Below are 12,638 nucleotides of genomic sequence, written 5' to 3'. Positions count from 1 at the left end.
CGACTAATCGGTCGCGGCGGGGAGCGTTTCCGGGTTTTCGATCGACTCCGGTGGCAGGTTGCGCTCGTCGAGCATTTCTGCCGCTTCATCCAGCGCCTTGGCCTCGCCGACGGTTACACCGCCGGGACCGGGATCATTTTGCGCGGGACCGCAGGCGACCAGTCCGGTCAGAATCAAGGCAGATAGGAAGCTTCTCATGCGCTCCTCATAAAGCCAATCCGGACCGAACCAAAGACAAAAAAAAGGGCCACCCGGAGGCAGCCCTTTTTCTTAAAAATCCGAAAAGCTTATTCAGCAGCTTTGTCTGCAGCAGCTTCTACTTCTGCAACAGCAGCGTCAGCAGCGGCATCAACTTCTGCAGTTGCTTCAGCAGCAGCATCGCCCATGGCGTCGGCTGCGCCTTCAGCGGCATCCATTGCATCGTCAGCAGCTTCTTCAGCAGTTGCTTCCGTGCCTTCTACGACTTCTTCGGTGCCGGTTTCAGCATTGTCTGCGCCAGAGCAAGCAGCCAGGCCAAGTGCAGCGGCCAAAACGAATGATGTTGTAACTTTTTTCATTGGGGTAAACCTTTTTATATTCCTCAAAAAACCAAGCAGGACCTGAAGTTGTTTCCTCCATTGACCTACGGGGCGTGTGTGTAGCGATATGGCAGTGCGAACGCAACGAAGAACGTTTGTGACAATATGATGACCGGGAATTTTGACGGGAATGCGGGTCTCAAACAAATCCGAAACCCAGAAAATCTAGCCGATTGACCAGATATAAAGATTTCTTTATATACCTGTCCACGATGGATCATATTTTGAACATTTTTAGAGCACTTGCCGACCCGACGCGGTTGCGAATCGTGCTGTTATTGCAGAAAATGGAACTGGCAGTCGGCGAACTCGCACAGATTCTGGATCAAAGCCAGCCCCGGATATCACGCCATATCAGGATATTGGATGAAGCCGGACTGGCAGAGCGGCGCAAGGAAGGAAGCTGGGTTTTCCTGAAACCGGGACCGGCGTCCGAACTGGAAATATTGGGACGCATTTTCCGATCCGACAAGATCGCGAAGTCGGAGCAGGCGATGCAGGACCAGGCGCAACTGTCATCGGTCCGCAAGGCACGTGCCGAGATGGCCGAGCGCTATTTCGCAGCGCATGCCGAAGAATGGGACGCGATCCGGTCGCTGCACCTGCCCGAAGCCGAAGTCGAGCGTGCGATGATCGCCCTGATGCGGGATGCGCAACTTGGCAAGATGCTGGATATCGGGACCGGAACCGGGCGAATGGTGGAATTGTTCGGACCGGCGGCCCAATCGGTCATAGCCCTCGACAAAAGTCCCGAGATGCTGCGGCTGGCGCGGGCGAAGCTGCTCGAGAGCGAAGCCGGTGACGGATTGAAGCTGGTGCAGAAGACCGATCTGAAGCAAGGCGATTTCAACCAGCTGCCGGTCGCCAATTGCGCGGTCGATAGCGTCATTCTGCATCAGGTGTTGCATTATGCACAGCATCCGGAGGCGGTACTGGCGGAAGTATCCCGTGTGCTGAAATCCAACGGGATCGTGCTCATCGCCGATTTTGCCGCTCACGACCGGGAAGATCTGCGCACCGAACATGCCCACGCGCGCCTCGGCTTCAGCGACGACAGCATGAAGCGCTGGCTTACCGCATCCAAGCTGGAGCTGGTGCAGACCCGGACGCTGGACGGCGGCGAACTAACGGTAAAAATATGGGTGGCGAGAAAACCGGCGATCACCAGCCTGCACCCCGATTCCGACCCATTGATCTCCCAAAACACAAATCTGAAAAGAGCAGCATCATGAGCAACCCGACCCGGCCGATGGCCCTCAGCGAGCTGGAAGAGGCCAAACGGGCGCTTGATGTTCCGCTCTTTGCCGGATTGAGCGGAGATGCCGATGTCTCCTTTGAATTTTTCCCGCCCAAATCGGAAAAGATGGAAAAGACCCTGTGGGACAGCGTGGTCACGCTCGAGCCGCTCAACCCACGCTTCGTTTCCGTAACTTACGGGGCCGGTGGAACCACCCGCGAACGCACCCATGCGACGGTGGCGCGAATTGCCAAGGAAACCAATATCCCGGCTGCGGCACATCTGACCTGCGTCGACGCTAGCAAGGACGAGATTGCGGAAGTCGCCAGAGCTTATTGGGAAGCCGGCGTCCGGCACATTGTGGCATTGCGCGGCGATCCACCTGCGGAAGGACAGACTTTTGAGCCCCATCCGCAAGGATATGCCAGCGCCGCGGAACTGGTAAAGGGTCTGACCGACATCGCCCCGTTCGAAATATCGGTCGCCGCCTATCCGGAGACCCATCCGGAAGCCGACTGCCCGCAAGCCGACCTCGACAATCTCAAACGCAAGCTGGATGCCGGAGCAAGCCGGGCGATCACGCAGTTCTTCTTTACCGCAGAGGCCTTCTTCCGCTTTCGCGATGCTGCGGCCGCAGCCGGTATCGACGCCGAGCTGGTGCCCGGCATTCTGCCGGTTTCCAACGTCGCCCAGACCCGCAAATTTGCAGGCATGTGCGGCGCCGAAATTCCGCCGTGGATGAATGACCTGTTCGAGGGTCTGGATGACCATCCTTCGGCGCGGCAATTGATCGCCGCCACGGTGGCAGCGGAATTGTGCCGCAAGTTATATGCCGGTGGCGTTCGCCAGTTTCATTTTTACACGCTCAACCGGGCCGAGCTGAGCTATGCCATTTGCCATTTGCTCGGCAAGCGTCCCGGTGGCGGTCGACAGGAGAAAGCAGCATGACCAGCGCACGCGAACAATTGCAGAAACTGGCTGCGGAACGCATCCTCGTATTTGATGGCGGCTATGGCACCGCGATCCAGAATTACCGGCTTGGCGAAGAGGATTATCGCGGCAGTCTGGACCTGACCGATGACCAGAAGGGCAATAACGACCTGCTCAGCCTGACCCGTCCGGATATTATCGAAGCCATTCACACGGCCTATCTCGAAGCGGGCGCCGATATTGTCGAAACCAATACGTTCAGCTCGACCGAGATCAGCCAGGCCGATTATGGCTGCGAGCATCTTGTTCGCGAACTGAATGTGAAATCGGCAGAAATTGCGCGGGCGGCTTGCGACAAGGCAGAAGCCAGGGATGGACGCCCCCGCTTTGTCGCCGGATCAATCGGTCCGACCAACAAGACCTTGTCGCTGTCACCCGACGTCAACGATCCCGGCTTTCGCGAGATTGACTATGATTTTCTCAAGGGCGTCTACCGCGCGCAATGCGATGCCCTGCTCGAAGGCGGGGTCGACTTTCTGCTGATCGAAACCATATTCGACACGCTCAACGCCAAATGCGCCGGGATGGCGGCGATGGAAGCGGTAGAGGCAAGCGGGCGGGACGTGCCGCTGATGATATCGATGACGCTGACCGACCTGTCAGGCCGCAATCTGTCTGGCCATACGGTCGAGGCCTTCTGGCACGCGGTGCGGCATCTGAAACCGCTGACCATCGGTCTCAACTGTTCCTTCGGCGCCGACCAGCTCCGCCCGCATCTGGCGATGCTGTCGAAAGAGGCGGATACGCTGATCATGGCCTACCCCAATGCCGGTCTGCCCAATGATCTCGGCGAATATGACGAAATGCCGCAAGAAACGGCAGAATTGATCGGTGACTGGCTGAAAGATGGTCTGGTCAATATCGTCGGTGGCTGCTGTGGCACGACGCCGGAGCATATTGCTGCGATTGCCAGGGCCGTGGCCGATCAGGAACCGCGCAAGATACCGAGCATATCCGTCCACACCCGCCTGTCTGGGCTGGAACCGTTCAACATGGCGGCATAGACGCCCGGCACCCGCAGCGCAGCGGACCGAACAGACTGTTAATTGCTTCCCGGCTTCGGGCGAGACCAACGGATGACATCACGAATTATGAACCAACCCTCTTCCACCAATTTCGTCAATATCGGCGAACGCACCAATGTTACCGGCTCTGCCCGCTTCAAGAAGCTGATCCTCAACGACGATTACGAAGCCGCGGTCGAGGTCGCCCGCCAGCAGGTCGAGAATGGCGCACAGGTGATCGATATCAACATGGACGAAGGCCTGCTCGACGCACATCACGCGATGACCACCTTTCTCAAGCTGATTTCCGCCGAGCCCGATATCGCGCGGGTGCCGGTGATGATCGACAGCAGCAAATGGTCGGTGATCGAGGCAGGCCTGAAATGCGTCTCCGGCAAGCCGATCGTCAACAGCATCTCGATGAAGGAAGGCGAGGAAGAATTCCTGAGCCACGCGCGCAAATGCATGGCTTATGGCGCCGCCGTCGTGGTCATGGCCTTTGATGAGACCGGACAGGCGGACACCAAAGACCGCAAGGTCGAGATTTGCGAACGCGCCTACAAGCTGCTGACCGGGATATGTTTTCCGCCGGAAGATATTATCTTCGACCCCAATGTCTTTGCCATTGCCACTGGCATTGACGAGCATCGCCGCTATGGCATCGATTTCATCGAGGCCACCCGCGAAATCAGGAAACGCTGCCCGCATGTCCATATCTCCGGCGGTCTGTCTAATCTGTCGTTCAGCTTCCGCGGCAACGAGCCGGTGCGCAAGGCAATGCACAGCGTCTTTCTCTATCACGCAATTCCTGCGGGCATGGACATGGCGATCGTCAACGCCGGCCAGCTGGATATTTATGACGATATCGACCCGGAACTGCGCGAGCTTTGCGAGGATGTCATATTCGACCGCCGCGACGATGCGACCGACCGGCTGATCACGCTGGCCGAGAAATTCCGCGGCACAGATGAAGTGGCGGAAAAGGCTGCAGCGGAATGGCGCGGCTATGAAGTGCACAAGCGGCTCGAACATGCGCTCGTCAAGGGCATCGACGCGCATATCATCGAAGATACCGAGGAAATGCGTCTGGCCGTCAAGGCACGCGAAGGCCGTCCGATCGAGGTGATCGAGGGCCCGCTGATGGACGGCATGAACGTCGTCGGCGACCTGTTCGGGTCGGGCAAGATGTTCCTGCCGCAGGTGGTGAAATCCGCCCGCGTGATGAAGAAAGCGGTCGCCCATCTCTTCCCCTATATCGAGGCCGAGAAGGACGAAAATGCCAAGGGCAAGGGCAAGATCATCATGGCCACGGTCAAGGGAGATGTGCACGATATCGGCAAGAATATCGTCGGCGTGGTGCTGCAGTGCAACGGCTTTGAAGTCATTGATCTCGGCGTGATGGTCGCCTGGACCGACATATTGAAGGCCGCGAATGAAAATGACGCGGATATTATCGGTCTGTCCGGGCTGATCACCCCGTCGCTCGACGAGATGGTGACCGTGGCGGAAGAAATGGAGCGGGCGAAAATGACCATGCCGCTGCTGATCGGCGGCGCGACCACGTCCAAAACCCATACCGCGCTGCGCATCGAACCCGCCTATAGCGGCCCGACCATCTATGTGCTCGATGCGAGCCGCGCTGTCGGCGTCGCGTCGCAACTGGTCAGCGACACCCAGGCGGAAGGCTTTATCGCCAAAACCCGGGAGGATTACGAGCAGGTCCGGATCGCCCGCGCTGGCAAGACCGGGAAAAAGCTGGCGTCGCTGGAAGAGGCGCGCGCCAATTCCGCCGTGGTCGACATGAGCCTTAAGGCTCCGGCTCCGGCCAAGCCGGGATTGCACGTCTATGAGGACTGGGACCTTGCCGAGCTACGCGACTATATCGACTGGACACCGTTTTTCCGGGCGTGGGAACTGGCCGGCAATTATCCAGCCATATTGACCGACAAGATTGTCGGCGAGAGCGCGACCGACCTGTTCCGCGATGCGCAGGCAATGCTCGACCAGATCATCGAGGAAAAATGGCTGACAGCTAAAGGTGTGGCCGGACTGTGGCGGGCGCGACGGGAGAATGATGATATTCTCGTTTCGCCGGACAACGCAGAATATAGCTTGCCGATGCTGCGGCAGCAGGTGGTCAAGCGCGGCGGCAAGGCGAATAATTGTCTGGCCGACTTCATCGATACCGAGGACGACTGGATCGGCGGCTTCGCCGTCACCGCCGGCCACGGCATCGAGGAACATGTCCAGCGGTTCGAGATGGACAAGGATGACTATAACAGCATTCTCTTAAAAGCGCTTGCCGACCGTTTTGCCGAAGCCTTTGCCGAACGCATGCACGAACATGTCCGCAAGGATCTCTGGGGCTATGCTGCCGACGAGAATTTGAACAATCAGGATCTGATCCGCGAAAAATATCAAGGCATCCGCCCTGCCCCCGGCTATCCGGCCTGCCCCGACCATAGTCTCAAGCCGATCCTGTTCGACATGCTGGACGCTACGGCCAACACCGGCATCGAGCTGACCAGCGGTTTTGCCATGACGCCAACGGCCGCGGTGTCGGGTTTCTATTTCGCCCATCCGCAGGCCGATTATTTCGGGGTCGCGCGGATCGGCGAGGATCAGGTGGAGGATTATGCCAACCGGCGCGATGCCTCGATCGATCAGGCACGGCAATGGCTGCGCCCAAATCTGAACGAATAGACGGACTGAATTAACCGTTTAACTTCTCTCGCTCAGCCTGAATTCATCTGGGACAGGCCAAGTATTGATATTGTTTGATATCGCGGCTGGCGGTAATGAAACTGCTATACTCCCCCCGAGTCAGGATGACCGAAATGAAGCTCAAGACCCCGTTGATCGCAGCAATGCTCTCACTCTCGCTTGCCGGAACCACCGCGCAGGCCCAGCGGAGCGGTGCGTTCAAGGTTGTCGAGACCGGGCAGACCTTTGGCCGATTGTCGGACGCGGTCGCAGCGATCGGCGGCAATAATGGCACTATCGTCATCGCGCCCGGCGCATATGGCGATTGCGCGGTCCAGACCGCAGGCCGGATCACCTACAAAGCTTCCGTACCAGGCCAGACCATTTTTGACGGCGGCATCTGCGAAGGCAAGGCATCGCTCGTCCTGCGCGGAAAAGCCGCGACGATCGACGGGATCATATTCCAGAACCAGGGCGTAGCCGATGGCAATGGCGCCGGGATTCGGATCGAGCGTGGCGATCTCTATGTTTACAACGCGATGTTCCGCAACGCCGAACAGGGCATATTGAGCGCCGATGATCGCAGCGCCGAAATCGTCATCGACCGGTCAACCTTCCAGCGTCTGGGACGCTGCGATCGCGGCCTGTCCTGTGCCCACAGCCTCTATATCGGCGGATTCGGTTCGCTCAAGGTGACCAACAGCCGTTTCGAAAAAGGCAGCGGTGGCCATTATGTCAAGAGCCGCGCACCCAGGGCGACGATCAACAACAACAGTTTTGACGACACCCAGGGCCGCACCACCAATTATATGATCGACCTGCCAGCCGGCGCCACCGGCGTGATCAGCGGCAATGTCTTTGTCCAGGGCCAGAACAAGGAAAACTGGAGCGCCTTCATCGCCATCGCCGCCGAAGGCAAAGACAATAGCTCCGCCGGCCTCAACATCCACAGCAACAGCGCGTCGCTCGCCAGGGGCGTCAAGCGCAACACCTGGTTCGTGGCAGACTGGAGCGGCGATCAGCTGCGCATTGCCAACAACAGTCTCGGTCAGGGACTGACCCGCTACCAGCGGCGCTAGGGTCAGGCCGCTAGTTCATTCGCAGCTATTGGCCGGACCACCATCGAGATCGAGACATTTTCCATCGGTTTCCTCCGCCGGAATATCGACGCCGATGAGCGCGCCGAGCGTCGGGGCGATATCCACGGTCATCACCGACAGAGGCTGTTCAAAATGCCGGATGCCTTCCCGCCAGAACAGCATCGGGACGCGGCGGTCATAATCCCAGGGGCTACCGTGGGTGGCGACATATCCGCGCGCGGTTGTCGCGATCGGGGTGATCGCCTTTTTGAGCAGCACGACAAAGTCGCCGGACCGGTCAGGGTGAAACGATGCGCGGGCGCGCTGCAGCATGGTCCATTGCTCGGGCGCTTCGCGCGAGATTTCGGTGGCCAATATCTCGTCGTGATCGAGCACCATTTCTACCTGAGGATGGGCCGCGATCAGCGCCATCGCGCTTTTCTTGACTGCAGCCCGCTGGCCTTCGGATAAATCCAGACTGATATAATAATCGCCAAACGGTCCGTCGGCATGAAGGACGGGCTTTTCGCTATCGAGGTTCAATTGCTTGGCAACCGCCGCGCCGATCGTCTTGGCATTGAGTTCGCTGTCGACCCGCTGCGCCATCGGTACGCCCTGAAGCTGCATCCGCTCCGGCAGGTCGAGACCGCCATGATCGGCGGTCAGCATGACGACATAATCGATGTTCTGACTGTCCAGGACGTTGAAAAAGTCGCCGATGGACTGGTCGAGTGCGCTCATCTGGATGCACATTTCGAGACCGGCGGTACCGAAAGCGTGGCCAATATAGTCGGTTGCGGCCAGGCTGATCGACAGAATATCGGTGGCCTCTCCCTGACCCAGCTTGTGGTCATTCACCAATGTCGTTGCCGCGGTAAGAACCGCAGCGTCAAAATCGGGCGATCCGCGGAAGATTTGCGCAGCGCCGTCGGGCCGCTGGAATGCGTAATCGCCAACGGATTTGTCATCGCCATGCGCGATTTTTGCGTTGCGCGCCTCGCAATGGGCGGGAACCGCATAGGCCGGACGGGCCTTGTTGATTGTTTCACCGATGTTCTTGTTCAGCGCGGTCATCGAAGAGGACATGCCACGACCGACTAACGTGGTGAAACCGTTGCCTTTCCACCAGTAGATTTCGTCGACATCCTTGCCGCCCATCATCAAGGCGGAGCGATCCTTGCCGGCCACCGCAACATTGCGCGATTTCGGCGAGACTTTCTTGAGCCGCTCGCCCAGCGTCGGGACCAGAAGATGCCATGATGATGCAACATAATCGCCCTGGGTCGCCGCCGTGATATCGCCGAAGCTGGTGCCCTCGATCCGCTCGTCCTCGGCGCAATAGACGGTCTTGTCATCCCGCTTGATCGACAGGTCGATCCAGTTGTTGGCGATGATCCCGGCCCGTCCCGAATGGACGCCCGTCATGATCGTCGAATGGCCGGGACAGGTTTCGGTCGCCGCGTGGGACTGATAGCCGGAGGGGAACACCACGCCGCTCGCCAGACGTTTCAGACCGCCGGTGAAACTGTTGCGATATTCGGCGAACAGATCGGCGGATAACTGGTCGACGGAAATGGCGACCACCAGCTTTGGACTGGCTTCATCTGCTGCTATATGATCTTCGGCATTTGCGGCGCCGGAAAATGTGATAAGCGTGGCAAGAGCTGTAACAATGATCGATTTTTGCACGAATGGTCCTCACTGATGAAAGCGGCTATGATATGCTGTCTAGCGATAGCCTAAATGCGATTAAACAGGAAATGGTGCGTTTTGATGACATTTGATTTTCGGATCTTGGCAATAATACTGGCGTTCACCGCGGTGGTCTTCGCTCCCACGGCCGAAGCACAGGTCCGGATGGGCAATGGCGAACTGAACGTACCCGCTACGATGGTTGCCGAATCGCAGAGGGTGAAGCCGGGCCAGAACGTGACCATCGCCTTCGTCATGGAACCCAAGCCGACCTGGCACGGATATTGGGAAAACCCTGGCGACGCGGGCATCGGCATGAGCTTTGACTGGACCCTGCCTGCAGGGGTGACTGCGGGCAAAGCCCAGTTTCAGGTCCCCGACAGGCTGCTGATCTCCGGCATCATGAACTATGTCTACAAGGGCGATTATGCGGTGTTGGTCAATCTGACCCTTTCCGACAGGGTCCAGCCCGGACCATTGCCGATTTCGGTCAAATCGGAATGGCTGTCCTGCACCGACGAAATCTGCGTGCCCGAGCAGGATGAAATGTCGATCACCTTGCAGGTCGTAGGCAGGGACGCAGAGATCGTGCTCGACAAAAGGTTCGACGGCTTTCGCGCCGCCCTGCCCCGGCCCTTGGGCAGCGAAGCCAGCTTTGCCATCACCGACGATCTGTTCCGGCTGTCGATTCCGCTGCCCGCCGGTGTCGCGCTCGATACCCCCTATTTCTTCATCCACAACGACGGCATCGTCGACTATGCCGCGCCGCAGAAGTTCAGCCGGGACGGAGATCGCCTGATCCTCGAGACCCAGGCGCGCGGCGACGGCCTCGACATGATCAGCGGCGTGCTCAAAATCGGCGATGACATGGGCCTGTCGTTCACCGCGACCAGGGGCGAGGTCGCGATGACCGGCGTGCCGCTTCGGGCCGAAGACGGCCCAAAGGACCAGAATCTGGCTTCCTTGCTGTTTCTGGCGCTGGGCGGCGCGATAGTCGGTGGCCTGCTGCTCAATCTGATGCCCTGTGTTTTCCCGATTCTCAGCCTGAAAGCGATCAGTCTCGCCAAGGCGGGCGGCAATGAAGCCGTCGTTCGGCGCGATGCGCTCGCCTATACCGCCGGCGTCGTGCTGGTTGCGACATCGCTCGGTGCCATCCTGCTCGGCCTGCGCGCCAGCGGCGCTGCTGTCGGCTGGGCATTCCAGCTGCAAGACCCGCGGATCATCTTTGTCCTGCTCGCGCTGGTCACCGCGATAGGTTTCAATCTGGCCGGCATGTTCGAACTGCCCAATGTCAATTTCGGCAACAAGCTGGCCCAGAAAGACGGGGCAGCCGGTTCGTTCTGGACCGGCGCGCTCGCCGCCTTTGTCGCTACGCCCTGCACCGGCCCGTTCATGGCAGCCGCACTCGGCGCCACCATCATCCTGCCACCGGTCGCGGCATTGGTCATCTTTGCAGGCCTGGGCGTCGGCCTTGCCTTGCCGTTCCTGCTGATCGCATTCGTACCGGCGATCCGCAGTCGATTGCCCAAGCCTGGACCCTGGCTGGACGGTTTCCGCAAAGCGATGGCGGTCCCGATGTTCCTCACCAGCATCGGCCTGATCTGGTTGCTCGGCCGTCAGATCGGCACCGATGCGCTGGGCCTGTCGCTGATATTCCTGCTGCTGGTTGCCCTGATCCTGTGGTGGTTTGGCGGCGCGCAGATGAAGGGTTCGTCCCGCGGAGCGCTGACCAGCGCGGCAATGGTCGCCGCAATATTGGGCGGCATCATCGCCCTGCCCGGTGAAGCGGCGATGGACAGCCAGAAGCTGGCCGGCAATTCTGCGGCGACCCTGCCAAGCGAACCGTTTAGCGAGGCGCGCCTTTCCGAATTGCGCGCATCCGATCAACCGGTATTCGCCTATTTCACAGCCGACTGGTGCATAACCTGCAAAGCCAATGAGGCCGCCGCAATCCAGCGGACCGAGACCGCTGATGCCTTTGCCGCGGCCCAGGTCGCTGTCCTGATGGGCGACTGGACCCGCCCCGACCCGGCGATCAGCCAGTTTCTCGAAAAACACGGTCGCGCCGGCGTCCCGCTCTACCTCTATTATGCTCCCGGCCAGGAGCCGGTGATCTTGCCGCAAATCCTGACCGTGGCGACGCTGACCGAACTGGTGGGCAAGGCGGCGTGATATCTGTCGATTGATCAATTCCCCAATGAACGGAGACTATAAGTGCGAAATTTTCCAGCCATAGCAACTGCAACAATCACCGCCATCGCACTGGCCAGCCCGCTGGCGGCAGCCCAGAGAACCGGCGCCACGGCGCAGGATTTCAAGCTCACCGATGTGAACGGCAAAACCGTCCAGCTTTCAGAATTCCGTGGCAAGACGGTCGTACTCGAATGGCACAATCCCGGCTGCCCGTTCGTCAGCAAACATTATAACAGCGGCAATATGCAGATGACCCAGAAGGCGGCGCGAGCACAGGGTGCGGTCTGGCTTACGATCAATAGCGGCGCCAAGGGCAAACAGGGACATATGACCGGCGCGGAAGCCAAGGCCCTGATCGCCAAACAGAATATCCGGTCGAGCAATTATCTGTTCGATAGCAAAGGTCTGGTCGGCAAAGCCTATGGCGCCAAGACCACCCCCCATATGTATATCATCGATGCTGCGGGAACATTGGTCTATCAGGGCGGGATTGACGACAAGCCGACCGCCAATCCGGCCGACATCAAGATTGCGCGCAATCATGTCCTCGAGGCGCTGGACGAGATCAAGACCGGCAAAAAAATCAGCACTGCCTATTCGCGGCCTTATGGCTGCTCGGTCAAATACGCGTCATGATGGAGCGGATGGCTGGTGTCTGAAACAATTGCAGGACTGGCACGCCAACCTTACGCGCGCGCCAGCCCTGCACCCCGGAGTCCGGGGATAGCGCGTCGACGGCAGACGAACCCCTCGAAGCCGCCGTCAACAGGCCCCCTGACCCAACGAAAAAACGATCAAACCCGGCACTGATGCCAAGGATCGGGAGACAGATCCGATACGCAACCGGGTTCTGCCTCCCGCCTTTGTTCCGACAGCGTGCGACCCTAACCAAAGGCGCCGCCGGTCAAACTCTTCCTTAGCCGCAAATCGGCCTGCGCCGATTACGGAAGGATATTCATGCTTTTTGATGCTGACCTCGATCAATTCCGGCTCACCGGAATTTCGCTGCAGGGTCAGTGCTTATCAATGCAAACTGTATAGCGGCGCTTTAGACAACGCGACCTGAACAGTCTTGTAAACAATCGTAACAAATCATATCCTATTGAAATATTATTACTTTTAGGCGCAATAAACGGATAATTCGAGGGCGTACGATTCCTGC

Annotated in this window: 10 protein-coding genes; 7 read left to right on the top strand and 3 right to left on the bottom strand. The window is 58.9% G+C overall.

Annotated elements, in window-relative coordinates:
- Positions 1 to 3: 3 nt before the first annotated feature.
- On the bottom strand, positions 4 to 198 hold the full coding sequence (locus tag HUO14_RS00995) for a hypothetical protein (protein WP_176278027.1): 195 nt from the start codon (positions 196 to 198) through the stop codon (positions 4 to 6).
- Between the two features lie 89 nt (positions 199 to 287).
- Complete coding sequence (locus HUO14_RS00990) at positions 288 to 557, bottom strand: circumsporozoite protein (protein ID WP_176278026.1); 270 nt, start codon at positions 555 to 557, stop codon at positions 288 to 290.
- Positions 558 to 790: 233 nt separating this feature from the next.
- Here HUO14_RS00990 and HUO14_RS00985 point away from each other — a divergent pair, with 233 nt between their 5' ends.
- The 5 genes from HUO14_RS00985 to HUO14_RS00965 all read left to right on the top strand — a co-directional run bounded on the left by HUO14_RS00985 (position 791) and on the right by HUO14_RS00965 (position 7,591).
- The gene (locus tag HUO14_RS00985; RefSeq protein ID WP_176278709.1) at positions 791 to 1,810 is read left to right on the top strand and encodes an ArsR/SmtB family transcription factor; all 1,020 of its coding nucleotides are present in this window, start codon (positions 791 to 793) and stop codon (positions 1,808 to 1,810) included.
- Complete coding sequence (gene metF / locus HUO14_RS00980) at positions 1,807 to 2,763, top strand: methylenetetrahydrofolate reductase (RefSeq protein ID WP_246255119.1); 957 nt, start codon at positions 1,807 to 1,809, stop codon at positions 2,761 to 2,763. The genes HUO14_RS00985 and metF overlap by 4 nt, the downstream gene beginning before the upstream one ends.
- The gene (locus tag HUO14_RS00975; protein WP_176278025.1) at positions 2,760 to 3,809 is read left to right on the top strand and encodes a homocysteine S-methyltransferase family protein; all 1,050 of its coding nucleotides are present in this window, start codon (positions 2,760 to 2,762) and stop codon (positions 3,807 to 3,809) included. The genes metF and HUO14_RS00975 overlap by 4 nt, the downstream gene beginning before the upstream one ends.
- An 87-nt stretch (positions 3,810 to 3,896) precedes the next feature.
- Positions 3,897 to 6,512 carry a methionine synthase gene (gene metH / locus HUO14_RS00970; RefSeq protein ID WP_176278024.1) on the top strand — a complete coding sequence of 872 codons (2,616 nt, stop codon included), beginning with the start codon at positions 3,897 to 3,899 and terminating at the stop codon, positions 6,510 to 6,512.
- Between the two features lie 134 nt (positions 6,513 to 6,646).
- Positions 6,647 to 7,591, top strand: coding sequence for a right-handed parallel beta-helix repeat-containing protein (locus HUO14_RS00965; RefSeq protein ID WP_246255117.1), 945 nt, complete (start codon positions 6,647 to 6,649; stop codon positions 7,589 to 7,591).
- Between the two features lie 15 nt (positions 7,592 to 7,606).
- On the opposite strand, the gene HUO14_RS00960 is transcribed toward HUO14_RS00965, so the two are convergent.
- Entirely contained in the window at positions 7,607 to 9,280 is a 1,674-nt protein-coding gene (locus tag HUO14_RS00960; RefSeq protein WP_343046036.1) for an alkaline phosphatase family protein, read from the bottom strand.
- Between the two features lie 84 nt (positions 9,281 to 9,364).
- Here HUO14_RS00960 and HUO14_RS00955 point away from each other — a divergent pair, with 84 nt between their 5' ends.
- Both HUO14_RS00955 and HUO14_RS00950 read left to right on the top strand, forming a co-directional pair.
- Positions 9,365 to 11,455: a protein-disulfide reductase DsbD family protein gene (locus tag HUO14_RS00955; protein ID WP_176278022.1), complete on the top strand. Its 2,091-nt coding sequence runs from the start codon at positions 9,365 to 9,367 to the stop codon at positions 11,453 to 11,455.
- Between the two features lie 42 nt (positions 11,456 to 11,497).
- Positions 11,498 to 12,112 (top strand): redoxin domain-containing protein, encoded by a 615-nt coding sequence (locus HUO14_RS00950; protein WP_343046035.1) that lies wholly within the window; start codon positions 11,498 to 11,500, stop codon positions 12,110 to 12,112.
- Positions 12,113 to 12,638 lie beyond the last annotated feature (526 nt).

This window comes from Parasphingorhabdus flavimaris (genome assembly GCF_013371215.1).
Lineage (GTDB): Bacteria > Pseudomonadota > Alphaproteobacteria > Sphingomonadales > Sphingomonadaceae > Parasphingorhabdus > Parasphingorhabdus flavimaris.
The sequence above is the reverse complement of the archived record's forward strand: the minus strand, read 5'-3'. Positions and strand labels throughout refer to the sequence as shown.

Bases quoted from the DNA above. Each gene is read 5' to 3' on its own strand.
- metF (WP_246255119.1), top strand. From the start codon at position 1,807: ATGAGCAACCCGACCCGGCCGATGGCCCTCAGCGAGCTGGAAGAGGCC.
- metH (WP_176278024.1), top strand. From the start codon at position 3,897: ATGAACCAACCCTCTTCCACCAATTTCGTCAATATCGGCGAACGCACC.
- HUO14_RS00995 (WP_176278027.1), bottom strand. From the start codon at position 198: ATGAGAAGCTTCCTATCTGCCTTGATTCTGACCGGACTGGTCGCCTGC.
- HUO14_RS00985 (WP_176278709.1), top strand. From the start codon at position 791: ATGGATCATATTTTGAACATTTTTAGAGCACTTGCCGACCCGACGCGG.
- HUO14_RS00990 (WP_176278026.1), bottom strand. From the start codon at position 557: ATGAAAAAAGTTACAACATCATTCGTTTTGGCCGCTGCACTTGGCCTG.
- HUO14_RS00975 (WP_176278025.1), top strand. From the start codon at position 2,760: ATGACCAGCGCACGCGAACAATTGCAGAAACTGGCTGCGGAACGCATC.
- HUO14_RS00965 (WP_246255117.1), top strand. From the start codon at position 6,647: ATGAAGCTCAAGACCCCGTTGATCGCAGCAATGCTCTCACTCTCGCTT.
- HUO14_RS00955 (WP_176278022.1), top strand. From the start codon at position 9,365: ATGACATTTGATTTTCGGATCTTGGCAATAATACTGGCGTTCACCGCG.